Source organism: Streptomyces sp. NPDC091271 (assembly GCF_044757505.1).
Taxonomy (GTDB): domain Bacteria; phylum Actinomycetota; class Actinomycetes; order Streptomycetales; family Streptomycetaceae; genus Streptomyces.
The window spans coordinates 51,463-74,868 of sequence record NZ_JBIVVD010000009.1 but is presented as its reverse complement, the minus strand read 5'-3'; the positions used below and the strand labels follow the sequence as shown (position 1 = coordinate 74,868).

At 70.3% G+C, this 23,406-nt stretch carries 25 protein-coding genes; 10 read left to right on the top strand and 15 right to left on the bottom strand.

Annotated features, from left to right (window positions below; genetic code table 11):
- Window positions 1–6: 6 nt before the first annotated feature.
- Together mqnP and ACIQM3_RS32615 are read right to left on the bottom strand one after the other, a co-directional pair.
- Window positions 7–930: a menaquinone biosynthesis prenyltransferase MqnP gene (mqnP, locus tag ACIQM3_RS32620; RefSeq protein WP_401630783.1), complete on the bottom strand. Its 924-nt coding sequence runs from the start codon at window positions 928–930 to the stop codon at window positions 7–9.
- Window positions 909–2,366, bottom strand: coding sequence for a menaquinone biosynthesis decarboxylase (locus ACIQM3_RS32615; RefSeq protein ID WP_401522283.1), 1,458 nt, complete (start codon window positions 2,364–2,366; stop codon window positions 909–911). The genes mqnP and ACIQM3_RS32615 overlap by 22 nt, the downstream gene beginning before the upstream one ends.
- An 89-nt stretch (window positions 2,367–2,455) precedes the next feature.
- Here ACIQM3_RS32615 and ACIQM3_RS32610 point away from each other — a divergent pair, with 89 nt between their 5' ends.
- A complete protein-coding gene (locus ACIQM3_RS32610; RefSeq protein WP_401630781.1) occupies window positions 2,456–2,899 on the top strand; it encodes a PLD nuclease N-terminal domain-containing protein in 444 nt (147 codons plus the stop codon).
- A 25-nt stretch (window positions 2,900–2,924) separates the two neighbouring features.
- Here the strand turns inward: ACIQM3_RS32610 and ACIQM3_RS32605 are convergent, their stop codons facing one another.
- Window positions 2,925–3,365, bottom strand: coding sequence for a MarR family winged helix-turn-helix transcriptional regulator (locus tag ACIQM3_RS32605; RefSeq protein WP_401630779.1), 441 nt, complete (start codon window positions 3,363–3,365; stop codon window positions 2,925–2,927).
- A gap of 167 nt (window positions 3,366–3,532) precedes the next feature.
- On the opposite strand from ACIQM3_RS32605, the gene ACIQM3_RS32600 reads away from it, so the two are divergent.
- Together ACIQM3_RS32600 and ACIQM3_RS32595 are read left to right on the top strand one after the other, a co-directional pair.
- Entirely contained in the window at window positions 3,533–4,228 is a 696-nt protein-coding gene (locus tag ACIQM3_RS32600; RefSeq protein WP_401630777.1) for a type 1 glutamine amidotransferase domain-containing protein, read from the top strand.
- Window positions 4,225–5,550, top strand: a complete 1,326-nt coding sequence (locus ACIQM3_RS32595) for an aldehyde dehydrogenase family protein (RefSeq protein WP_401630775.1) — start codon at window positions 4,225–4,227, stop codon at window positions 5,548–5,550. Before ACIQM3_RS32600 ends, ACIQM3_RS32595 begins: the two co-directional genes overlap by 4 nt.
- A 63-nt stretch (window positions 5,551–5,613) precedes the next feature.
- Here ACIQM3_RS32595 and ccsB read toward each other — a convergent pair whose 3' ends face one another.
- The 7 genes from ccsB to hemL form a co-directional block, all read right to left on the bottom strand.
- Window positions 5,614–6,696 (bottom strand): c-type cytochrome biogenesis protein CcsB, encoded by a 1,083-nt coding sequence (gene ccsB / locus ACIQM3_RS32590; protein WP_401630773.1) that lies wholly within the window; start codon window positions 6,694–6,696, stop codon window positions 5,614–5,616.
- Complete coding sequence (locus ACIQM3_RS32585) at window positions 6,693–8,387, bottom strand: cytochrome c biogenesis protein ResB (RefSeq protein WP_401630771.1); 1,695 nt, start codon at window positions 8,385–8,387, stop codon at window positions 6,693–6,695. The genes ccsB and ACIQM3_RS32585 overlap by 4 nt, the downstream gene beginning before the upstream one ends.
- A 4-nt stretch (window positions 8,388–8,391) precedes the next feature.
- Window positions 8,392–9,153 carry a cytochrome c biogenesis CcdA family protein gene (locus ACIQM3_RS32580; RefSeq protein ID WP_401631248.1) on the bottom strand — a complete coding sequence of 254 codons (762 nt, stop codon included), beginning with the start codon at window positions 9,151–9,153 and terminating at the stop codon, window positions 8,392–8,394.
- 5 nt (window positions 9,154–9,158) lie between these two features.
- On the bottom strand, window positions 9,159–9,764 hold the full coding sequence (locus ACIQM3_RS32575; protein WP_401630769.1) for a TlpA family protein disulfide reductase: 606 nt from the start codon (window positions 9,762–9,764) through the stop codon (window positions 9,159–9,161).
- A gap of 67 nt (window positions 9,765–9,831) precedes the next feature.
- A complete protein-coding gene (locus tag ACIQM3_RS32570; protein ID WP_401630767.1) occupies window positions 9,832–11,085 on the bottom strand; it encodes a hypothetical protein in 1,254 nt (417 codons plus the stop codon).
- A gap of 186 nt (window positions 11,086–11,271) precedes the next feature.
- Window positions 11,272–11,961, bottom strand: coding sequence for a histidine phosphatase family protein (locus ACIQM3_RS32565; RefSeq protein WP_401630765.1), 690 nt, complete (start codon window positions 11,959–11,961; stop codon window positions 11,272–11,274).
- On the bottom strand, window positions 11,958–13,265 hold the full coding sequence (gene hemL, locus ACIQM3_RS32560) for a glutamate-1-semialdehyde 2,1-aminomutase (protein ID WP_401630763.1): 1,308 nt from the start codon (window positions 13,263–13,265) through the stop codon (window positions 11,958–11,960). Before hemL ends, ACIQM3_RS32565 begins: the two co-directional genes overlap by 4 nt.
- Before the next feature lie 292 nt (window positions 13,266–13,557).
- Between hemL and ACIQM3_RS32555 the strand changes: the two genes are divergently transcribed.
- From ACIQM3_RS32555 to ACIQM3_RS32540, 4 genes are all read left to right on the top strand, one after another.
- Entirely contained in the window at window positions 13,558–14,154 is a 597-nt protein-coding gene (locus ACIQM3_RS32555) for a hypothetical protein (RefSeq protein WP_401630761.1), read from the top strand.
- A 140-nt stretch (window positions 14,155–14,294) separates the two neighbouring features.
- Window positions 14,295–14,648 (top strand): STAS domain-containing protein, encoded by a 354-nt coding sequence (locus ACIQM3_RS32550; protein WP_401630759.1) that lies wholly within the window; start codon window positions 14,295–14,297, stop codon window positions 14,646–14,648.
- Between the two features lie 100 nt (window positions 14,649–14,748).
- Window positions 14,749–15,216 carry an ATP-binding protein gene (locus ACIQM3_RS32545; RefSeq protein WP_401630757.1) on the top strand — a complete coding sequence of 156 codons (468 nt, stop codon included), beginning with the start codon at window positions 14,749–14,751 and terminating at the stop codon, window positions 15,214–15,216.
- Between the two features lie 77 nt (window positions 15,217–15,293).
- Window positions 15,294–15,797, top strand: coding sequence for an STAS domain-containing protein (locus tag ACIQM3_RS32540; RefSeq protein WP_401630755.1), 504 nt, complete (start codon window positions 15,294–15,296; stop codon window positions 15,795–15,797).
- On the opposite strand, the gene ACIQM3_RS32535 is transcribed toward ACIQM3_RS32540, so the two are convergent.
- From ACIQM3_RS32535 to ACIQM3_RS32520, 4 genes are all read right to left on the bottom strand, one after another.
- Complete coding sequence (locus ACIQM3_RS32535) at window positions 15,709–16,095, bottom strand: STAS domain-containing protein (RefSeq protein WP_401630753.1); 387 nt, start codon at window positions 16,093–16,095, stop codon at window positions 15,709–15,711. The two genes, ACIQM3_RS32540 and ACIQM3_RS32535, sit on opposite strands and share 89 nt — an antisense overlap.
- Window positions 16,092–17,180, bottom strand: a complete 1,089-nt coding sequence (locus ACIQM3_RS32530) for a B12-binding domain-containing protein (RefSeq protein WP_401630751.1) — start codon at window positions 17,178–17,180, stop codon at window positions 16,092–16,094. Before ACIQM3_RS32530 ends, ACIQM3_RS32535 begins: the two co-directional genes overlap by 4 nt.
- A complete protein-coding gene (locus ACIQM3_RS32525) occupies window positions 17,177–18,868 on the bottom strand; it encodes a SpoIIE family protein phosphatase (protein WP_401630749.1) in 1,692 nt (563 codons plus the stop codon). Before ACIQM3_RS32525 ends, ACIQM3_RS32530 begins: the two co-directional genes overlap by 4 nt.
- 255 nt (window positions 18,869–19,123) lie before the next feature.
- Window positions 19,124–20,656 carry a SulP family inorganic anion transporter gene (locus ACIQM3_RS32520; protein ID WP_401630747.1) on the bottom strand — a complete coding sequence of 511 codons (1,533 nt, stop codon included), beginning with the start codon at window positions 20,654–20,656 and terminating at the stop codon, window positions 19,124–19,126.
- Between the two features lie 320 nt (window positions 20,657–20,976).
- Here ACIQM3_RS32520 and ACIQM3_RS32515 point away from each other — a divergent pair, with 320 nt between their 5' ends.
- Entirely contained in the window at window positions 20,977–21,387 is a 411-nt protein-coding gene (locus tag ACIQM3_RS32515) for a MerR family transcriptional regulator (protein WP_401631246.1), read from the top strand.
- Between the two features lie 155 nt (window positions 21,388–21,542).
- Window positions 21,543–21,854 (top strand): hypothetical protein, encoded by a 312-nt coding sequence (locus tag ACIQM3_RS32510; protein ID WP_401630745.1) that lies wholly within the window; start codon window positions 21,543–21,545, stop codon window positions 21,852–21,854.
- Here the strand turns inward: ACIQM3_RS32510 and ACIQM3_RS32505 are convergent.
- Window positions 21,787–22,359 carry a TIGR03086 family metal-binding protein gene (locus ACIQM3_RS32505; RefSeq protein WP_401630743.1) on the bottom strand — a complete coding sequence of 191 codons (573 nt, stop codon included), beginning with the start codon at window positions 22,357–22,359 and terminating at the stop codon, window positions 21,787–21,789. The genes ACIQM3_RS32510 and ACIQM3_RS32505 overlap by 68 nt on opposite strands.
- Before the next feature lie 73 nt (window positions 22,360–22,432).
- Here ACIQM3_RS32505 and ACIQM3_RS32500 point away from each other — a divergent pair, with 73 nt between their 5' ends.
- Complete coding sequence (locus ACIQM3_RS32500) at window positions 22,433–23,269, top strand: DUF6597 domain-containing transcriptional factor (RefSeq protein WP_401630741.1); 837 nt, start codon at window positions 22,433–22,435, stop codon at window positions 23,267–23,269.
- Window positions 23,270–23,406 lie beyond the last annotated feature (137 nt).

Here is a 23,406-nt window from a genome sequence, read left to right as displayed (position 1 = left end):
TGAGGGTCAGGGTGTGAGACCCCGCACCAGCAGATCGAGCAGCGCACACGCGAAGAGCGCGATCCCGATGAAACCGTTGACCGAGAAGAAGGCCCGGTTCAGCCGGGACAGGTCGTGCGGCCGCACGACCCGGTGCTCGTACACGAAGGCCACGGCGACGACCACCATGCCGATCCAGTAGAAGATCTCCGCGTCCGTCGCCAGTCCGAACCACACCAGCAGCCCGGTCGTCACCACATGGCAGACCCGTGCGCCCCAGAGGGCGGCAGGGATCCCGAATCGCGCTGGGAAGGAGAGCACTCCGTGGGCCCGGTCCGCCTGCACGTCCTGGCAGGCGAAGATCAGGTCGAAGCCGCCGATCCAGATGCCGACGGCAAGCCCCAGGATCACCGCGTCCCACGACCAGCTCCCGGTCACCGCCAGCCAGGCGCCGATCGGCCCCATGGCCTGGGCGATCCCCAGGATCGCGTGCGGGAAGTTCGTGAACCGCTTGCCGTACGGATAGACGACCATCGGCACGACGGCGACCGGAGCCAGCGCCAGACAGAGGGGGTTCAGCAGGGCGGCGGCGCCCAGGAAGACGACGAGGGCCACGATCGCGCCGGTCCACGCGGACCTCACCGTGACGGCGCCGGTCACCAGCTCCCGGCCCTCCGTGCGCGGATTACGGGCGTCGATCTCGCGGTCGATGATCCGGTTGGCGGCCATCGCGAACGTACGCAGCCCGACCATCGCGACGGTCACGAGCAGCAGCGTGCCCCAGTGGAACGTGCCGTCCAGCTGGAACATCGCGGTCAGCGCGGCGATGTAGGCGAAGGGCAGCGCGAAGACCGAGTGCTCGATCATCACCAGCCGCAGGAACGCCCGGGGCTTGCTGCGGGGCTGCGGCACAGCGGCGGCGGAGGCGCTCACAGTCCGTACTCCTTCCATCGGCGGTCGACCTTCGCCGCCGTATCCGGGTCGGACTCGACCATGGCCGGCCAGCCGCCGTCCCGGGTGTAGCCCTCCTCGGGCCATTTCCTCGTCGCGTCGATGCCGGCCTTTCCGCCCCAGAACTGCTGGTAGGAGGCGTGGTCGAGATGGTCGACCGGGCCCTCGACGACGGTGAGGTCGCGGGCGTAGTCGGTGTTGCCCAGCGCCCGCCAGGAGACCTCGTGCAGGTCGTGGACGTCGCAGTCGGAGTCCACGACCACGATCAGCTTGGTCAGCGACATCATGTGGGCGCCCCAGACGGCGCTCATCACCTTCTGGGCGTGCTTCGGGTACTTCTTGTCGATCGAGACGATCGCGCAGTTGTGGAAGCCGCCCGACTCCGGCAGGTGGTAGTCCACGATGTCCGGGACGATGATCTTGAGCAGGGGCAGGAAGAACCGCTCGGTGGCCCGGCCCAGCGGACCGTCCTCGGTGGGCGGCCGGCCCACGACGATGGACTGCAGCAGCGGGCGCTTCCGCATCGTCACGCAGTCGATCTTCAGCGCGGGGAAGGGCTCCTGGGGGGTGTAGAAGCCCGTGTGGTCGCCGAAGGGCCCCTCGGGCAGCATCTCGCCCGGCTCCAGCCACCCCTCGATGACGACCTCGGCCTGCGCCGGGACCTGGAGCGGGACGGTCTTGCAGTCGACCATCTCGATCCGCTTGCCCTGGACGAAGCCGGCGAAGAGGTACTCGTCGATGTCCCCGGGCAGCGGTGCCGTGGAGGCGTACGTGACCGCGGGCGGCGCACCGAACGCGATGGCGACGGGCAGCTTCTCACCGCGCCTGGCTGCGACCTGGTAGTGGTTGCGGCTGTCCTTGTGGATCTGCCAGTGCATCCCGATGGTGCGCTTGTCGTGGCGCTGCAGCCGGTAGAGCCCGAGGTTACGGATCCCCGTCTCCGGGTCCTTGGTGTGGGTGAGGCCCAGGTTGAAGAAGGAGCCGCCGTCCTCGGGCCAGGTGAAGAGCGCGGGCAGCTGCTCCAGGTCCACGTCGTCGCCGGTGAGGACGACCTCCTGGACGGGGGCGCTGTCGGACTTCACCTTCTTCGGCGGCAGGTGGGTCACCGCGCCGAGCTTCCCGAAGGCCTCGCGGATCCCGACGAAGCCCTGCGGCAGTTCCGGTTTGAGGAGTCCGCCGATCTTGTCGCTGATCTCGGCGTAGGACTTCAGTCCGAGCGCCTTGAGCAACCGCCGGTCGGTCCCGAAGACGTTCATGGCCAGGGGCATGGACGCCCCCTTGACGTTCTCGAACAGCAGCGCGGGCCCGCCCGCCTTGTTCACCCGGTCGACGATCTCGCCGACCTCCAGATACGGGTCGACCTCGGCCTTGATGCGCTTGAGATCGCCCTCGCGCTCCAGAGCCCGGAGCAGGGAGCGAAGATCGTCGTAAGCCATAAGGCCAAGTATCGGACACCCGCTACCCTGGGCCCGTCACCGGGGGCGGTCCGTGCGCCTCCCCACCTCACCTCGGGGGACTTTCCACCATGCTCAGGGCCTTGATCTTTCTCCTGCCGCTGGCACTGACGATCTACGCGTTCATCGACTGCCTGAACACCCCGGAGGACGAGGCGAAGCACCTGCCGAAGATCGCCTGGGTCTTCATCATCCTGCTGTTCTGGATCGTCGGGCCGATCGTCTGGCTGGCCGCGGGCAAACCCCGCCACGCGCCCGCCGGGGGCCGTACGCCCTCCGAATGGCACCGCGGCCGCCGTACGGCGTGGGTGGCGCCCGACGACAACCCGGACTTCCTCAAGTCGCTGAAGGACGAGAAGGCGCTGAGGGACGAGAAGGCGCTGAGGGACGAGTCCAGGAGCGACGAGGCGCGCCTCGATGAGCGGGAGGCCGACCTGCGCCGCCGCGAGGAGGAGCTGAGGCGCCGTGAGGGCGGCGCTGGTCCCGGCGACTCGGCTCCGCCCGCCACTTCATGAACCCTGCCCTCACGGGTTCCTGACTTCATGAGGACAGGAGCCGCCCCAGCCGGTCGAGCAGGGGCAGCAGCGCCGTGCGCTCCTCGGGGGTGAGTGCCTCCAGCGCGCCGTGCACCACACGCATCTCGGCGCGGATGCGGTGTGCCAGCTCGGTGCCCTCCGCCGTGCGGGAGGCCACCTTGGAGCGGCGGTCACCCGGCGCCGGGGTGCGCGTCACCAGGCCGCGGCCCTCCATACGGCCGATGAGACCGGTCGCGTTGGACGCGTCGCACACCAGATGACTGGCCAGCGCGCTCATGGGCATGGGTTCGTTGAGGGCGATCAGCGCCCGGGCCTGCGAGGTGCTGAGACCGTGGCGGCCTGCGACGGCGGTGAGGTCGTCGTGGTGGCCACGGACGACGACTGCGAGAGGTTCGAGCAGTTCGTCCGGAGTAGGGACGGCGCGGGGTGCCGGTTCCGTCGTCATGGTCGGTCATCCTTCGATCGGTGCGCGTGGTCCGGAGGCCCGGACGCTGTCCGCCACGCACCCGCATTCATTTGACATGCTCAACTTTGACCCGTTACATGAAGGGTATTGCTTGAGCATATCAAGCTTCAGGTTTCACGCGTCTCGCGTCTCGTAGGGAGCACCCCATGTCCTCCGTACTCTTCGTCCTCACCGGTGCCGACCACTGGACACTCAACGACGGCACCGCCCACCCCACCGGCTTCTGGGCGGAGGAACTCGCCGCCCCCCACCGTGTCTTCTCCCAGGCCGGCTTCGACATCACCATCGCCACCCCCGGCGGGGTCGCCCCCACCGTGGACAGCGTCAGCCTCACCGCCGAGTACAACGGCGGCCAGGACCAGGCCGACGCCGTGGCCTCGTACCTCGCCGCCATCGACGAGACGCTCCGCATCCCCGCCCGGCTCGAGGACGTCGTACCCACGTCGTACGACGTCGTCTTCTACCCCGGTGGCCACGGCCCCATGGAGGACCTCGCCGTCGACGGTACGTCCGGCCGGCTGCTCACCTCGGCCCTCGACTCCGGCACCCAGGTCGCCGTCCTGTGCCACGCCCCCGCGGCCCTGCTGCCCGCGCGCCGTGAGGACGGCAGCTGGCCGTTCGCCGGCTACCGCATGACCGGCTTCAGCAACGCCGAGGAGACCCAGGCGGGCCTCGCCGACAAGGCGCCCTGGCTGCTGGAGGACCGCCTCGTCGAGCTCGGCGCCGACTACACCGCCGCGGACGCGTGGTCGGTGCACACCGTGCACGACCGCAACCTGCACACCGGCCAGAACCCGGCCTCCTCCGAGCAGCTGGCCCGCGAGATCCTGGCGGCCCTGTGAGCGCCGCCGAGGCCGTGCGGGAGACCCCGGCCGATGTCGTGGCCCGGCTCCGTGGAGCCTTCCGTACCGGCCGCACCAGGGACCTCGCCTGGCGCACGGACCAACTGACGCGCCTGCGCGCCCTGCTCACCGAGCGGGGTGACGACCTGGCCGAGGCGCTTCACGCCGACCTCGGCAAGAGCCGCAAGGAGGCCTACCGGACCGAGATCGACTTCACGGTCCGCGAGATCGACCACACCCTGGAGCGCCTGGCCGGCTGGCTGGAGCCCGAGCCCGCTCCCGTACCGCCCATACTCGCCGGGGCCACCGCCCACACCGTGCAGGACCCGCTCGGTGTCGTCCTCGTCATCGCGCCCTGGAACTACCCGGTGCAGCTGCTGCTCGCACCGGTCGCAGGCGCGCTGGCCGCGGGCAACACCGTCGTGGCGAAGCCCAGCGAGCTGGCGCCCGCCACCTCCGCCGCCCTGGCCCGGCTGCTGCCGGAGTATCTGGACGCCGACACGCTCGCCGTCGTGGAGGGCGGGGTCCCGGAGACCACCGCGCTGCTCGCCGAGCGCTTCGACCACATCTTCTACACGGGCAACGGCACGGTCGGCCGCATCGTGATGGCCGCGGCGGCGAAGCACCTCACGCCGGTGACGCTCGAACTGGGCGGCAAGTCGCCCGTGTTCGTCGACCGTGGCACGGACCTGAAGACGGTGGCCGCACGGCTGGCCTCCGGGAAGTTCCTCAACGCCGGCCAGACGTGCGTCGCGCCCGACTACGTCCTGACCGACCCGGAGACCGCGCCGGCCCTGGCGGACGCCTTGGCGGCTGCGGTCGAGGGGCTGTTCGGGCAGGACGCGTCCACCAGCCCGGAGTACGGCAGGATCGTCAACGAGCGCCACTTCGACCGGCTGGTGGGCCTCCTGGACTCGGGCCGCACGGTGACGGGCGGCGCCCACGACCGGGACACGAAGTACATCGCCCCGACCGTGCTGGCCGATGTCGCCCCGGACTCCCCCGTGATGCGGGAGGAGATCTTCGGCCCGGTCCTGCCGGTCCTCACCGTGGACGGCCTCGACGAGGCCATCGGGTTCATCAACGACCGGGACAAGCCCCTGGCGCTGTACGCGTTCACGGAGTCCCCCGCCGTACGCGAGCGGCTGCTGGCCGAGACGTCCTCGGGCGGGGTCGGCATCGGCCTGCCGCTGGCCCACCTGACCGTGTCGGACCTGCCGTTCGGCGGGGTCGGCGAGAGCGGCATGGGCAGCTACCACGGCCGGTACTCCCTGGAGACCTTCAGCCACCGCAAGGCGGTCCTGGACACCCCGCTCGGCTGACGCCCGTACATGCCGCGAGGGCGCGACCGCTTCGGTGCGGTCGCGCCCTCGCGGCTGTGTTGGTCAGACGCCGGCGTAGGAGTGCTTGCCGGTGACGAAGATGTTCACGCCGTAGTAGTTGAAGAGCCAGCAGCCGAAGGCGATCAGCGCCAGGTAGGCCGCCTTGCGTCCCTTCCAGCCGGCCGTCGCGCGGGCGTGCAGGTAGCAGGCGTAGGCGACCCAGGTGATGAAGGACCAGACCTCCTTGGGGTCCCAGCCCCAGTAGCGGCCCCAGGCGTCGCCCGCCCAGATGGCGCCCGCGATGATCGTGAACGTCCACAGCGGGAAGACGGCGGCGTTGATGCGGTACGAGAAGGTGTCCAGGGTCTTCGCGGCGGGCAGCCGCTCCAGGACCGAGGTCGCGAACTTGCCCGGCGTGCCACCGTTCGCGATCTTGTTCTCGTAGCTGTCACGGAACAGGTAGAGCAGCGTACCGACGGCGCCGAGGTAGAAGACGGCGCCGCAGATGATGGCGGTGGAGACGTGGATCCACAGCCAGTAGGAGTGCAGCGCAGGGACCAGCTGGTCGCTGTCGGTGTACAGCGTGGTGGTCGCGATGCCGAGGTCCAGCAGGACGGTGGTGACCAGCAGCAGACCGATCCAGCGGACGTTCTTCCTCAGCGCCAGGAGGATCAGGTACGCACCGACGGCCACGGTGGAGAAGGTGATCGAGAACTCGTACATGTTGCCCCAGGGGGCACGCTGCACGGACAGGGCGCGGGCGACGACTCCGCCGGCCTGGACGGCGAAGGCGACGACGGTCAGGGAGACCGCGATCCGCCCCCACAGGTCGCCCTTGAAGGTGCCGCCCGCGGCTCCGGGGCCGTCCGGGACGTCCCGGGTCCCGGCGGCGGAACGGGTGACGATCTTGGGGCGCTCCAGCACTGCGGTGCTGCCGCCCTGCGCGGTCTGCACCTTCACCGTCGAACCGCCGGTGGCCGCGTCCTTCTTCAGCGCGGCGGCCGTGCGGCCGACCTTGCTGCGGCTGCCGAACACCCACTCCGCGATGTGCGCGAAGAAGGCCAGGGTGTAGACGGCCATCGACGAATAGATCAGCGTGTTGCTGATGTTCGCAAGATTCTCGTTGGTTGCGGCGGCGAGATTCACTTCTCAGCCCCTTCGGCAGGTTCTTCGGAGGGTTGTTCGGTCTCGGGTTCGAGATCGGGCGCGGTGGGCGCCACGGTGTTGAGCGCGACCGCGAGATCGGCCAGCTCCTCGGGCAGCTTCGCGGACTCGCTGCGCCCCAGGCCCGCCATCTCGACGACGGTGACGCCGTCCGCGCCCCGGACCGCCCGCACCCAGACGCGGCGGCGCTGGATGAAGAGCGAACCGGCGAGCCCGATGATGGCGGCGACGGCGCCGGTGAGCGCCCAGCCGCTGGCGGGCTGGCGCGAGATCTGGAAGCTGGCCCACTCCTCGACGCTCTCGAAGGTGACCGAGCCCGCGCCGTCGGGGAGCTTCATGGTCTCGCCGGGACGCAGTCGCTTCTTGAGCTTGTCCCCGTTGCTGTCCTTGAATTCCTTCATCTTGGACGTGTCGAGCTGATAGACGTTCTGCGGCAGTCCGGAGTCGACACCGAGGCTGCCGTAGTAGCCGTTGAGCGCGAGGACCGGGTAGTCGAGCCCGGGGTACTGCGAGAACATCGTGCCCTGGCCGTTGCCCGCGAACGTCGGTACGAAGAAGGCCTGGAAGCCCAGCTGGGTCTTCTTGCCGTCGGTCCCCTTGTAGCCGTCCATCACCTTGACCGCGCCGGTCGAGGTGACGTTGTTGTCGATGGGCAGCAGGGGCACGGCGGACCTGTAGACCTCCTTGCCCTTGCCGTCCTTGACGGAGATGACCGGGGCGTAGCCGTGGGCGTTCAGGTAGACCTTCGTGCCGTCGACGACGAGCGGCTTGTTGACCTCGATGACCTTCTTCTTCGGCTCACCGTCGGCGCCCTCGGCGTACGTCACGCGGGCCTCGTAGGTCCTGGGCGTGCCACGCTGCGGGCCGCTCCGCTCGTACGTGCCGACGAAGTCCTCCAGGTCGAAGCTGAAGGGGGTGAGGTCGTCGGTGTCGAAGAGCGAGCCGGACTTGAAGTCGTCGTACTGGGTGATCGTGTTGGCGAAGCCGTCACCCTCCACGATCAGTTTGCCGCCCTCGGACTTGAAGAGCTGCCCGCCGGCGAACGCGACGAGCATGACGATCAGCGCGATGTGGAAGAGCAGGTTCCCGGTCTCGCGCAGGTAGCCCTTCTCCGCGGCCACCGCGTCGCCCACCGCGTGCGAGCGGAAGCGCCGCTTGCGCAGGATGCCGAGCGCGGCCTCGCGGACCTGCTCGGGCTCGGCGTCGGTGCGCCAGGTGGTGTACGCGGGCAGCCGGGTCAGCTTCTTCGGGGCGCCGGGCGGACGGCCGCGCAGCTGGCCGACGAACTGGCCGGTGCGCGGGACGATGCAGCCGATCAGGGAGATGAACAGCAGGATGTAGATCGCGGAGAACCACACCGAGCTGTAGACGTCGAAGAACTGGAGCTTCTCGTAGATCGGCGTGACGGTGGTGTGGGCCTTCTTGAAGGTCTGCACCTTCAGCTCGTCCACGCTGTTCTGCGGGATCAGTGAGCCGGGGATCGCGCCGAGCGACAGCAGGAAGAGCAGGATCAGCGCGACCCGCATCGAGGTGAGCTGGCGCCAGAACCACCGGGCCCAGCCGATGACGCCCATCGCGGGCACGGAGGACGCGGAGTCTTCGCGCGGGGCGGTGGACAGTTGCTCTCCGGCCTCGCGGAGGTCGCGCTCGTCCGTGGTGTGCGTGTTGCTCATGGACTCAGATCCCTACAGTGAAGCCGTTGGACCAGGCCTGCATCTCCTGGATGAGCACGTCCCAGGCACCCGTCAGCAGGAGCAGTCCGGTCACGATCATCATGCCGCCGCCGATGCGCATGACCCACGCGTAGTGGCGCTTGACCCAGCCGAACGCTCCGAGCGCCTTACGGAAGGCGACCGCCGCCAGGACGAAGGGGACACCGAGTCCGAGACAGTACGCCACGGACAGGATCGCGCCTCGGCCCGCGGTCGCCTGGTCGAAGGCGAGGGCGTTGACGGAGGCGAGCGTCGGGCCGAGGCACGGGGTCCAGCCGATGCCGAAGAGCGCGCCCAGCAGAGGCGCTCCCACCAGTCCGGTCACCGGCCGTCTGTGGATGCGGAACTCGCGCTGCGTCATCCAGGGCATGAGGCCCATGAAGAAGACCCCCATGAGGATCATCAGGACGCCGAGGACCTTGGACAGCGTGCCGCTGTACTCCTGGAGGGTCCCGCCGAAGAAGCCGAAGAGCGCACCCCCGGACACGAACACGGCGGTGAAGCCGAGCACGAAGAGCGAGGCCCCGGCGACGGTTCTGCCCCGCCGCTGTTCGGCCAGGTCGGCGCCGCTGACCCCGGTGACGTAGCTGAGGTAGCCGGGCACCAGGGGCAGGACGCACGGCGAGAAGAAGGAGACGAGACCACCGAGCAGAGCGATGGGCAGCGCCACTATGAGAGCTCCGCCGAGGACCGTCTCGTTTCCGCCGGCCGCGGCCAGTTCGAGCACCGGAGTCACTTCTCCGCGACCAGCGGGTCGATCATCTCGCGCAGCTTCTCCGCGTCGAGCGCGGCGAGCGAGCGGGCGGCCAGCTTCCCGTCCCGGTCGATGACCACGGTCGACGGGATGGCCTGCGGGTTCAGCGTGCCCTTCGGGAAGCGCAGCAGCAGCTTCCCGGTCGGGTCGTAGATGCTCGGGTAGGTGACCCCGAAGTCCTTCTCGAAGCTGACCGCGAGGGACTTCTGCGGGTCCCTGGTGTTGACGCCGACGAACTGGACGCCCTGGTCCTCGGTCGCCTTCGCGACCTTCTCGAAGTGCTTGGCCTCGGCTCGGCACGGGCCGCACCAGGATCCCCAGAAGTTCAGGACGACGATCTTGCCCTTGTAGTCGGCGACGGCGAGGTCCTTGCCGTCCAGGGTCGTGCCGTCCAGCTTCGGCGCGTCGGTGCGTTCGCCCTTGGCGACGGTGGAGATCCCGCCGCTGCCGGTGACGAAATTCGTGTTGCCGCCGCCGCCCGCCTTGGCGCCGTCACCACTGCATGCGGACAGGGTCAGGGCACCGGCCACCGCGGTTGCGGCGAGCAGGGTGAAGCGGCGTCGGGGTACGCGGCCAGAGCTCATGTGAAAAGTTTCGCATGGCAGTTCCGGGGATCTTGGGCACCCCCCTCGGTGACCGTAAAGCCCCTTGTCAAGCCTGTTTAAAGAAGGTGTTCCAGCCACCTTCGGGGGCTTGTCCCACCTGGAGCGTACGGAGCTTCGCGAGCACCGCCGGGTCCTGTGCGTCGAGCCAGTCGACGTACTGCCGGAAGGAGACGAGGCGCACATCCGGCTTGCCCGCGATGTGTTTGAGCGCGTCCTCCACGGCGTCCATGTAGATGCCGCCGTTCCACTCCTCGAAGTGGTTTCCGACGTAGAAGGGCGCACGGTTCGTCTCGTAGGCGCGGTCGAATCCGGCGATATACGCGTCGGTGGCCTGGGTGCGCCATCCCGGATAGCGGGAGGGCATGCCATTGGTCGAATTCTTCGACTGGTTGGCGAGGATGTTGTAGTCCATGGAGAGGACTTCGAAGGTGTGGCCGGGGAAGGGAATGCCCTGAAGCGGAAGGTCCCAGACGCCCTGGCGCTTCTCGGGCCACATCTGGCTGCCGCCCGGCGAGCTCGCGTCGTACCGCCAGCCGAGCTGCTTCGCGGTGGGGAGGAGATTGTCCTGGCCGAGCAGACAGGGTGTACGGCCCCCGACCAGTTCCTTCCGGTAGTCGAACGGCAGCGGTTCGACGTCCTCCCACCCGGTGTTGGTCCGCCATTCGGTGACGAACGACACCGCCTGATCGATCTCGCTCTGCCATTGCGCGGGTGTCCAGTTGCCCACCGATCCGGAACCGCCGCAGAAATGCCCGTTGAAATGGGTGCCGATCTCGTGCCCTTCGAGCCAGGCCTGGCGGACGTACTTCAGGGTCTGCTTGACGTGGTCGTCGGTGAGATAGCCGATGTCGGAGGCGCCCCGGGGGTTGTTGGGCGGGCGGTAGAGCGACTTCTTCGACTCGGGAAGCACATAGAGCCCGGAGAGGAAGAAGGTCATCGCCGCGTCGTGTTCCTTGGCGAGTTCGAGAAAGCGCGGGAAGAGTCCGTTGCCGACCTCGCCCGCTCCGTCCCAGGAGAAGATCACGAACTGCGGCGGCTTCTGGCCCGGTTCGAGCGGGACGGGGGCGACGGGCTGATTCGGCTGCTTTCCGGTGTCCGCCGTGGAGCCGTCACCGATCAGTCTCACCTGTTTTCCGGGGGCGCCTCCGCCATTCCCGTGCGTCCCTTTGCCGCCGTTGGAACTCTTCCCAGGCTCCGCCCGGCTGTCCGACGATCCGAGGGAGCCGCAGCCGGACATCGACAATGCGGCTGCGGCTCCGAGCCCTGCCCCGAGCAGGCCCCTTCGGTTGATTTCACGCATAGCGTCCCCATCTGCGGTCGTATTACCTCAAGGCCATACAAACTGGCGATGGCTTAGATGAGGAAACCAACACGACGGTTCCACCGATAATCACAAAAGTTGTTACGTGAACAGACCCTTACAGGTGCTGCACACGGCATACAGAACGGCGGGAAACACGAGCCCCGGCGCGCGACATACGGGCGGCTACGCCCCGAACGCCTTGGACTTCCCCTTGACCGGCTTCGCACCCGCGAGGAGATGCGCCGGCACCAGGTCCCGGGCGGGCTCGGTGTATCCGACCGACACGATCTGGTCGCCCTGGTACGTGAAGGTCGTCAGCGAGGCCAGGGTGCACTGCCGCTTGCGCGGGTCGTGCCACAGCCTGCGCCGCTCCACGAAGCTCCGCACGATCCAGATCGGCAGCTGGTGGCTGACGCAGACCGCCTCGTGCCCCCGGGCGGCGTCACGCGCCGCGTCCAGGGCGCCCATCATCCGTACGACCTGCTCGATGTACGGCTCACCCCAGGACGGCTTGAAGGGGTTGGTGAGGTGCTTCCAGTTCTCGGGCTTGCGCAGTGCGCCGTCGCCCACCCCGAAGGTCTTCCCCTCGAAGACGTTGGCGGCCTCGATGAGACGCCCGTCGGTCGCCAGGTCCACGCCCTGCGACTTGGCGATCGGCGTGGCCGTCTCCTGGGCGCGCTCCAGCGGAGAGGCCACGACATACGTGATGTCGCGCTTCTCCAGGTGCTCGGCGACCCGGTCGGCCATCTTGCGGCCGAGCTCGGACAGGCTGTAGCCGGCGCGGCGCCCGTAGAGCACGCCGTCCGGGTTGTGCACCTCACCGTGGCGCATCAGGTGGACGACGGTGATGTCCTTCGCACTGTTCCCGCTCATGCGGTGGCCTCCGATGCGGCACGGGCGGCGGCGGGCAGCGCCGCGGCGATCCGCTCGAGCGCCCGTGCGTCGTGGGCGGTGGAGACGAACCAGGACTCGAAGGCGGACGGCGGCAGATAGACGCCCTGCTCCAGCATCGAGTGGAAGAACGCGGTGAAGCGGAAGGCTTCCTGCTTCTTCGCCTCCTCGTAGTTCCGGACGGGCTCGTCGGTGAAGAAGACGGAGAACATGTTGCTCGCCGCCGACACCGTGTGCGCGACGCCCTCCTTGGTGAACGCCTCGCCGACCAGGGAGCGCAGCTCCGCGGAGACCGCGTCGACCTTCGCGTACGCCGCGTCGTCCAGCAGCCGCAGCTGGGCGAGGCCGGCGGCGGTGGCGACCGGGTTCCCGGAGAGGGTGCCCGCCTGGTAGACGGGGCCGGCGGGGGCCAGGTGCGCCATCACGTCGGCACGGCCGCCGAAGGCCGCGGCGGGGAAGCCGCCGCCCATGACCTTGCCGAAGGTCATCAGGTCGGGCCGCACACCGTCGATGCCGTACCAGCCGGCCTTGGACGTACGGAATCCGGTCATCACCTCGTCGGAGATGTACAGCGCGCCGTCGGCCGCGCAGATCTCCTTCAGCCCGGCGTTGAAGCCGTCCAGGGGCGGTACGACGCCCATGTTGCCCGGCGACGCCTCGGTGATCACGCAGGCGATCTCACCGGGCTGTGCGGCGAAGGCGGCGCGCACGGCCTCCAGGTCGTTGTACGGCAGCACGATCGTGTCGCCCGCCTGGGCGCCTGTCACCCCGGGCGTGTCGGGAAGACCGAAGGTGGCGAGCCCGGAGCCGGCCGAGGCCAGCAGCGCGTCGACGTGCCCGTGGTAGCACCCGGCGAACTTCACGACCTTGGCGCGCCCGGTGAATCCACGGGCGAGCCGGATCGCGGACATCGTCGCCTCGGTGCCGGACGACACCAGCCGCACCTGCTCCACGGGCTCGATCCGGGCCACGATCTCCTCGGCGAGCGCGACCTCGCCCTCCCCCGGCGTACCGAACGAGGTACCCCGGGCCACCGCGTCCTGGACGGCCGCGATGACTTCCGGGTGCGCGTGGCCGAGGATCATCGGCCCCCACGAACACACGAGGTCGACATACTCACGGCCGTCGGCGTCGGTGAGGTACGGACCCGTACCGGACACCATGAACCGGGGCGTACCGCCCACGGCCCGGAAGGCACGCACGGGAGAGTTCACGCCGCCGGGCGTCACGAGGGACGCGCGGTCGAAAAGCGTCTGCGAAACTGGGGCTTCGTATGAATACGCCACTTTGGTCCTGATCTGCGATTCGGGTTTCGGGGGGCCTGGCCGGAATTCCCGGCCGCCGGTGAGCAGGGAGCTCGCTCTCCCCGTATGAGGCTCGTACAACGAAAGGGCGTCAGTCTCCTCGCGTCTGCGAAACTGGGGCGTCATAGGGAAAGCTCACACATGCCATGGTGTCAGAGGCGTCGACGGTCTTGCGGACAGGTGTTTCACCGCACGCCCGTGGGGGAGGTCACTGACGATGATCGGGTTGCGCGGCGGGGCTGTGTCTCCTAAGAAGTAGTCGGGTGGATGAGATATGCATCGCGGTGGCGGAGTGGGCGAAGGGACCGACGACCTGGGGCCCGAGCCTGCCCGGCGAGGGCGGCACCGGCGTAAGGCCGAGCGCGAGGCCGAGCGCGTGCGGGACGTCCGGGCGGGCGGCGTCGACGGTTCGGGGAGCAGGAGCAGTGGACGCGTGGGGGTGACCTACAAGTACTTCGGTGCCCCTGACGGGGCCACCGCCGCACGTGTGCCCATCTCCATGCGTCCCGAGGAGCTGGGCGGCGACGAGCTGGGCATGGGCGGCATGTTCAGCAAGATCAAGCCCGAGACGGTGGCGGCCATGGTCCTCACCGGCATACAGGGCATACCCCTGAACAAGGTGCCCCCGCTGGAGCTGGTCGTGCTCCATCCCGACTACGCCGTGGTCAAGCTGCCGATGACGGTGGTCGACCCGCTGCGGGACGTCGGTGAGGAATCGGTCGGCGCGGCGGCCTTCATCTGGTCCACGGTCCCGGACCGCGGCGGCCCGCGCGACGCGTTCAACGTCTACCAACTGCTGCACGAGTGGCAGGACTTCTCCCACCGGCTGCACGACGCGGGCCACCAGGCGTACTGCCTGGTGTGGCCCTGACGCCGCAGCCGGTTCCCCCGGTCACTCCGGTTTCCGCGGTTCCCCCGGTTTCTCCGCGGCGGAGGCTCCCGGGAAGAAGCGGCGGCCTGGGGGGCCTGCCCCGTTCCCACGCCTCTTTCCCGGTGTAGGAACATGTACCCATGACGGCGGATGAACTGCGCGTGGTCGTGGAAGCCACGGACGACGGTGTCGTCCTGATCCGTGTCCGGGGAAGCCTGGACGGGTGGTCGGGCCCTTCCGGCCTGGTCGAGGCGCTGGACGAGGCGGCCGGGAGCGGGGGGCGGCTGACCGTGGCCGATCTGTCCGGGCTGGAGTTCGCGGACTCGACCGCGCTGCATGCCTTGCTGAACGCACAGCACCGCCACGCAGCGGCGGGGGTGGCGCTGGTCCTGGCCGGGCCGCTCGGGACAGGCGTGCGCAGGCTCTTCGAGGTCTCGGGCACCGGCGGAGCCTTCACGTTCGCCGACACGGTGGACGCGGCGCTGACATGCTGAGCGCCTGCGGGGGGTGCCGGCCGTCGGCCGGTCTCCCGGCCGGGAGTGTGACCGGAGGCTGTTCGGGCAGGCGCAGGGGGTAATGGACGGGGAACGAGAAGTGCTTGAGGACGGCAGGCGTCGGGTCGAAGGGCCGGATGACGCCGTCGGCTGGGCTGCTCCGGAGGAGCCGGTGCGTACGGGCCGCACGCCCGGCGTGCCGCGGAACGCGGCCGCCGCTCGCGACGCCGTCGTCCGGCTCCTGCAGGAGCGTTTCTGCGAGCTGGGCGGGGAAGGGCCGGCCGATGTCGTGGTGGCCGACGCGCTGCTGGTGACGTCGGAGCTGGTCACCAACGCCGTCAGGCACGGCGGCGGGCTGACCGGATTCACGACGGAGATCACCGACGAAGGCCTCCTCCTCACCGTCAGCGACGCCAGCACCCTGCCACCGGTCACGGTGGAGCGCGATCCGTCCGCCGCCCCGGTCGGTGGCTACGGCTGGCCCCTGGTGCACCGCCTGGCGAAGCGGGTGTCCGTCACGTATCTCCCCGACGGCAAACACATCGTCGCGCTGGTCGCCCTCACCTGAGCGGCCGTCACGGCGGGCACCGAACGGCGGGGCAGGGAGTCGGCGCGGTGGTCACCGGCAGTCGGCATAATTCCCGCATGGCCCGCGAGCACCTCGACAACTCCGCGTCGCCCGGCCTTCCCGTGGTGGCGGCCGAGGGGGAGATCAACGGTCACTGGGTCGTCCGGGCTCAGGGCGATCTCGACTCCGACAGCATCGATCCGCTCTTCCTCGCCATGTGGCAGGCCGTGGCCGGGCACGGGACAGTCGTACTGGAAGCGTCCGCGATCACCTTCGCGGACTCCTCGTTCCCCGGTCTCCTCATCGAGGTGCACCAGCGGACGGATCTGCGCATCGCCGCACCGGGCACGGCCCTGACGAGGCTCCTGCGGACCGCGGGGGTGGACCGGGTGCTGCGGAGCTTTCCGACGCTCGACGCGGCCCTCGGTGCGCTCTGTGACCGCCGCCGGCCGGCACGTCGTCGCGTCAACCTTCGGGCGTCATCGCCAGCCGTCAGCCGGGAGGGGCGGGCGGCGTACCTTCCTCCTGCTCGGTCCGCCGGCCGGCTCCCTCGAGGACGAAGAGCCGCGCCGTCCCGGTGACGTCCAGGATCCTGCGGAGGAAGGCGGGCGGGTTCTCCAGGTGCAGCGCCACACCGCGGGATGCCGTACCGCGGTGGATCAGCAGGAGGCTGGAGACCCCCATCGAATCGCACAGCCGCAGCCCGGAGCAGTCGAGGAACAGGTCCCGCGGGCCGGGATCGGCCGCAAGGCAGACCTGCGCCCGTTCCACGAGCAGATCGCTCGAGTCGAAGTCCAGGTCACCGACGAGACGCAGCCGTACGGCACCCGGGCCGGCCTCGATCTCCACGGTGAGCGGCGGACAGGGAAGTTCGGTCATCCGGAAGCTCCGGGGTCGTGGCCGGCGGTTGTCAGGAAGGCGTCCAGGACGGTGCGCGCCCGGGCGAGCAGCCGGGTGGACCGGGGAAAGTCCTTGAGCTCCGGCCCCAGGACGTCGAGGACCGGTTTCAGGGACGCCGCCGGGACCCGCCGTGCCTCGAGGATGCCCGCGGTCCACGCCAGGAAATCGGTGAAGAGCTCGTCGTCGTCCATGTAGAGGGCCACGCCCAGGTAGTCGACGATGTGGGCGATGTCCTGCGCCGTGTGCTCGCGCTGCTGGTCCGTGTAGGCGGCCGCCGCGGGGAAGCGGGTCTCGAGCTGGGCCAGCACCTCCCGCACGAGCTGCGGCCTGCTGCGGACGACGAGGGTGTACTCCTGGTCGCCGAGGTGCGGCAGGTCGTCGATCTGCTGCCTGCCGGCGGACGGCACCGCGATGCCGTCCGCGATCCGGCGTGCCGCGGAGCGCGCGTCCGGCTCCCAGGCATCGGCGCCCAGCCGTCGCGCGTGCCGCCCGTCGGGCCCGAATGCCGCCCCGCCCGCCAGCACGGGTACCCCCACGGCCTGACAGGCGGTGATCGCCGCGTGCGCGGTGGGCAGCCGGGTGGGGATCGAGGAGGACAGCGCGACCACGTCCGCACCGTTGGTGTGCAGGTGCCCGATGAGATGGGGCGTGGGCACCTGGGCCCCGAGGAAGTCGACCTGCCACCCCCGCAGCGTGAGGACCTCGGCCAGCAGACGGGCCGGCAGCACATGCCATTCCTGGTCCACACAGGCCACGGTGACCCGGCCCAGACGCGGTGTGGTGCGCACGGCCGGGTGGTGGGCGAGCGCGGCTATGACCCGTTCGGCGATGGCGCTCGCCGCGTGTTCCTGCGCCACGCTGAGGCGGTTGGCGGCCCATTCGGTGCCGACCCTCGCCTGCACGGGGGCGATGACGTCCAGCAGCGCCGTCTCCGCGTCGATCCCGTCGTCCAGTGCGGTGAGGACCACCGAGGCGGCGGCGTGTTCGTCCCGGTCGGTCACCGCGGTCCACAACCGGTCCTGCAGGCCGCGCATCCGGGGAGCGGCAAGCGTGTGTGTGCTCATGCCGTGTACCTGCCCCGGGTGTGGCCGTCCACCGCGCTGAGATGGGTGGTCAGCGGGGCGGTGATCGCGACGAGGGCCATGTCGTCGTGCCGGCCGTCGTTCAGCCACTGGGACGCGAGCACCTGGACACGCTCGACCACGGCCGTGCCCGGCATGCCCCCGCACTCCGCCAGGGCCCGCATCAGCCGCTCCTCGCCGAAGAGTTCGTCGCCGAGGGGGCCGCCGCGCGCCTCGGTCACACCGTCGGTGTAGAGCAGACACGTCTCGCCCGGCAGGAGGTCGGTCTCCACGGTGCCGGCCTCGATGTGGGGCAGCGCCCCGACCAGGGTCCCCCGGGTGCCGATCTCCTCGACACGGCCGTCGTTGCGGATCACCAGGGGGGCGGGGTGGCCCGCCGACGTGAGGCGCAGCCGCACCCGGTTCTCCTCGCGCCGGACCGAAGCCAGCACCAGGGTCGCGAAGCGGGTGTGGTGCGAGTTGAGGAGCGCCCCGTTGAGGAGCCGCAGCATCTGCTCGTGGTCGCCGCCCAACGGCGTGAGCGCCTGGAGCGTGTTGCGGATCTTGCCGGTGAGCACGGCCGCGTCCAGGCCCTTTCCGCACACGTCGCCGAGGACCGCCAGTGACGCGTCGTCGGGCGTGCTGCCGGGATGTACGTCGTAGAAGTCACCGCCCACCCGGTCCCGGTCGGCGGAGGGCCGGTAGCCGCCGGCGTACTCGACCCCGTGCACCCGGTTCAGCTCGGGCGGCAGCAGGTCCCGCATCAGGGTCCGCGTGATGTCGCTCTGTTCCGCGTACAGCCGCGCGGCGGACATGGCGGCGCCGGCCCGCGCGGCGAACAGCCGGGCGAAGACCTCTTCGCTCTCGTCGAACTCGGTGGCCCCCGTGCCGCGCAGCAGGACCAGGACCCCTGCCGGGACCCCGTGGCCCGGCAGCGGGGTGACGGCGGCCGACCCGACGGTGCCGGTGAAGTCCTCCGGGAGAAGCCATGCCGGCAGTGAGGCGGGATCGATCCACCGGGAGGGTACGGGCGGGAAGCCCTGCAGCGCCTCGCTCAGGCCGGGCACCTGTGCCGGGTCCGCCGTCACCGTGCCGCGCACCGCTGCCCGGCCCTCGACCGCGTACGCCAGGGGCAGCTTCCGCCCCACGGCGGGCCCGATGACGACGGCGGCGTCGGCGAGGTGCCGGGAGGCGAGTTCGGCGGTGACCCGCATGCAGCGGTCGGTGTTCAAGGAGGCCAGGAGCACGCTCGACGCCTCGGCCAGGAAGGTGGTGCGCGCGCGCTCCGCGGCCAGTTCCTCCTCGGCGAGCTGCCGGTCGGTGGTGTCGGCCAGCCACCACACCAGGTCGCCGTTGCGGCTCGGGGCCGGGTGCGCCTCGAAGCTCCGCGCACCGATCCGCCCGCGGAAGGCGGTGCGGTGCGGGCCGGAGGCCGGGTCGTCGCCCGCCGTGCGGCGGGCGGGGCCGGTCGCCTCCTGGTGGGCACGTGCCAGCCAGGCCGGCACCGCCTCCGTCAGTGCGGTGCCCCGAGGCGCGCCCCCGAGGAGCGCCTCGGCGGCCGGGTTGAGGTCGACGACCGTTCCGGCCGTGTCGACGACGAGCACGGCGTACGGGGCCTGGCCCCACAGGTCGGTATCGGACGCTGGATCCCGCTGAGTTCTTGTGGCGATGGGTTCCTTCAGAGATGCCATGAGGGGGGACCCGCCTACGGCGAGTCGCACCACCTTCCAACTGGACGAAAATCACTTTCCCAGCGGCAACCATTGCCCAGCGGAGGAGCTGATGGCAACCCACCCTCCCGCGCAGGCATGAGTGCGGGGCGGCGCGCACACCGTCCACACCCGGGAACTTCACGAGAAGCACACAGCTCGCGTGGACCCTCGGAGCCACGCCGTCGTGGGGCCTCCCGCACCGCCCTCTCGGAGCGTCATCGCTTCCGCGCAGGCTCAGTTGCCCCCGGCGAGCCGGCCGCTGAGCGAGCCGTGGAGGTCGGCGCTCCGCTCGTTGAGGCCGATGATCTCCACGCTCTTCCCGCGCTGTTCGTACTTCGTGGTGATGGCGTCCAGCGTCGCGACCGCGGAGGCGTCCCAGATGTGTGCCGCGGTCAGGTCGATGACGACCAGCTGGGGGTCGGCGGCGTAGTCGAACCGCCCGACGAGGTCGTTGGACGAGGCGAAGAAGAGCTCGCCGAAGACGGAGTAGACGATCCGGCCGCCGTCCCGGTCGGTGACGGACGTGACGTCGGCCAGGTGGGCCACCCTCCGGGCGAAGATGACCATGGCGGTGACCGAGCCGACGACCACGCCGACGGCGAGGTTCTCGGTGGCGACCACGCAGGCCACCGTGATCACCATGACCGCGATCTCTCCGGCGGGCATCCTCCTCAGGGTCGCGGGCGCGACGGAGTGCCAGTCGAAGGTGGCGAAGCACACCATGACCATGACCGCGACGAGGGCCGCCATCGGGATACGCGAGACGAGCGGCCCGAACGCGATGCACAGCACCATGAGGAAGACGCCCGCGAGGAACGTGGACAGCCGGGTGCGGGCACCGGAGACCTTCACGTTGATCATGGTCTGGCCGATCATGGCGCAGCCGCCCATGCCGCCCAGGAAACCGGTCACGATGTTGGCGATGCCCTGGCCGATCGACTCACGGGTCTTGCTGGAATGGGTGTCGGTGATCTCGTCGACCAGCTTGGCCGTCATCAGCGACTCCATCAGGCCCACGAGCGCCATGGCCAGCGCGTAAGGGGCGACGGTGGTCAGGGTGTCCAGGGTGAAGGGCACGTCCGGCAGGCCGGGGACCGGCAGGGACGAGGGCAGTTCGCCCTTGTCGCCGACCGTCGGCACGGCGATGCCCGCGGCGACGGTGATCGCGGTCAGGATGACGATGGAGACCAGCGGGGCCGGGACCGCCCTGGTGATCCTCGGGAAGAGCACCATCAGGACCAGCCCGCCTATGACCAGCGGATACACCGGCCAGGGGACACCGCTCAGCTCAGGGACCTGGCCCATGAAGACCAGGATCGCCAACGCGTTGACGAAGCCGACCATCACGCTCCGGGGCACGAACCGCATCAGCCTGGCGACACCGAGGGCACCGAGGACGACCTGGAAGACCCCGCCCAGGATGACTCCCGCGATCAGGTATCCGAACCCGTGCTCCCTGTTGAGCGGGGCGATCACGAGCGCGACCGCACCCGTCGCCGCGGAGATCATCGCGGGCCTGCCGCCGACGACCGAGATGACGACGGCCATCGTGAACGCGGCGAACAGACCGACCGCAGGGTCGACCCCGGCGATGATGGAGAACGAGATCGCCTCGGGGATCAGCGCCAGCCCCACCACGAGGCCGGCCAGGGCCTCCGTACGGAAGACCTTCGGGGACAGCCAGGAGGGCCGGAAACCGCGCAGCCTGCCGGCCGGGGACGGTACGGATGAGGGCAAGGGAGGCGCGACCTGTCGTTGCTCGGGCATACCCGGCGGACCGGGGCGTGCGGGGGCGCGGGGAGCCGGGCGGCATCCCGCGGATCGTCCACGGCGGCGGACGGAAGTATGAGGGCGGACAGTGCGCTGCAGTCACCGGGCTCGCGCCGAGCGGCCGCGACGCGCCTACACGCTCCACCGGGCGGCCGGGCTCCTGGTCGGGCGGGCCCTGTTCGCTCGGCCCGGACCGCGCCGGGGGCATCGTCGGCCCCGGACAGCTGGCGCCGAGCAACTCTACCCTAACGTTAGGGTAGAGACGGAACGCCGTCCTCCCGTGGTCACGGCGGGAGTCGAGAGGGCACGTGGACACCGTGAGCAACGAGCACATGCAGATCGGCGAGGTCGCCGCGCGCACCGAGCTGTCCCTGCGCACGATCCGGCATTACGAGGACTCCGGGCTCGTGGCTCCCTCCGCCCGCTCCCGTGGCGGGTTCCGGCTGTACACCGAGGCGGATGTGGCCCGGCTGATGGTCATCCGCCGGATGAAGCCCCTCGGTTTCACCCTGGACGAGATGCGAGGGCTGCTTGACGTGGTCACCCGGCTCGACGAGGACGGGGAACTGACCGCGGGCGAGCGGAGCGAACTCCTGGAGCGGGTCAGGGCCTACGAGCGGACCGCGTCCGAGCAGGTCGCCAAATTGCGGGTCCAGCTGGCGCGGGCCGAGGAGTTCGCCCTGGCCCTGCGCATACGCCTGGACCGGAGCGGGCAGCCGGGCGCCTGACCCCTCGGCCCCCTTCCGGCCCGGAGGTGCTCCCGAGTTGCCGCCCTCGGGGCGCGGAGATCACTCTTCGGCCATTGATTGGCCGAAGAGTGATCTCCAGCCGCACCGCAGGGTCTGCCGATGCAAGGAGCACGACCCCCCGAGGAGGCCCCTGCATGGACGACCTGCTGCTGACCCTGGCCGTCCCGGTGGTGGTCATCGCGAGCGGGGTGTACGCCGTCTGCGACTGCCGGCGGCAGCGCCGGCAGCCTCCGCCGCCGTACACCCGCAGGGCGGCCCGTCTCGCGGCACGCGACGTGCTGGAGCGGGCCGAGGCCCTCGTCGACAGCGCGTACGCAGGCCTCGGCAGGCTCTACGCCGACCCGGCAGCCCCCCACCCGGCCGGGAGCGCCCCGGCCGTCAGTGGCCGGCCGGACTCCAGCCGGGATCGCGGCCCGTCACGGCCAGCACCCGCTCGAAAGCGGTAGCTCCGGGCGCCAAGGGGAACGGCTCGCCGAACACCTTCATCTCCCGCGCCTGCGGGGCCATCGCCGCCAGTCCCGGCTCCAGCTCCGTCACCACGACCGGGTCCGGCACGAAGTCCTGGCCCGTGGCCCGGGCGAGGTCCCAGGCGTGCACGGTCAGGTCCCCCAGCACCATGAGCCCCACCGTCCTGGCCGGCATCGCCATGGCTCCGGCTTCCCCTTCCTCCGCCCCTGGCTCGGCCCAGGCCTTCACCAGCTGTGCCGTCCCGTCGTCGAACCGGCCGCGCCAGTCCCCCGTCACGACGTCGTCGGTGCCGCTGAAGTCAGGGGCCCCCTTGGCCGCGAGGACCCGGAAATTGTCGATCACGAGGAAGAGATGGTTCAGCAGGGCCCGGACGTCGTACTCGCCGCACGGCGTGCCGTCGGCCAGCCGGGCGTCGTCGATGCCCCTCACGACGGGGACCGCCTGCGCGGCTGCCTTCTCGAGGAGTTCACTGATCGTCTTCATGTCTCCGACGGTGCACCCGGCAGGCCACGGCGTCTTGAAGAAACACGACAGTGACGCCCCGTAGGATCCGGCCATGGCCGGACCCGGACGCGAGACGCGGGGCATCGTCGACGCCCCTGACCTGTTCACCCGCGTGCATTTCCGCCTCCGCGACCCCGCACCCGCGCTCCGTCCCCACCTGGAGCACTACTGGCTGATCGACTGGGACCTCCCGGCGCCGTACACCTCTCGCGTCGTGCCGCACCCGAGCGTCCATCTGGTCTTCCAGCGGGCGGAGGCGGGCGGCGAGGCGGAGTACGAGGACTCCGCCGAGGTCTACGGCATCGTGCAGGGCATGTTCAGCCGGCGGCTGGAGGGCAAGGGACGGGTGTGCGGGGTGAAGTTCCGGCCCGGGGCCTTCCGGCCGTTCGCCCCGCACCGGCCCGTGTCGGAGTGGACCGGACGCCGGGTCCCCGCCGACGAGGCGCTGGCCGTCCCGGAGCACGGGCGGCTCGCCTCCGCGACGGCGCGGACGGTACTCGACCCGGCCGACGAGGACGCCCGGGTCGCGGCGCTGGACACGTACGCGCTGTCGCTCCTCCCCGCGCCGGACCCCCAGGCGGAACTCGCCACGGAGCTCGCCGAGCTCGTACGCACGGACCGCTCGCTGCTGCGGGTCGACGCCCTGGCCCGCGCGGGGGGCCTGTCCGTTCGCTCGCTGCAGCGGCTGTTCTCCGCCTATGTGGGGGTCGGGCCCAAGTGGGTCATCCTCCGCCACCGCATCCACGAGGCGCTGCAGCGCGCCGGGACGGACCCGGAGCCGGACTGGGCGGAGCTCGCCTCCGATCTCGGCTACAGCGATCAGGCCCACCTGGTCAGGGACTTCACAGCCACGGTGGGTGTCCCCCCGACGGCCTTCGCCCAGCGCTGACGTCCGGCCAGCTCCTGGTCCGCCACGGCCGGCATGTCGCGCTGAGCGAGGACCGGACCGGCCGGGGCAGGATGTTCCGGACCGCCGCGACAAGGCCAGGGCCGGCGGACGGCCCGCCGGCCGTGGCCCGCACCTGC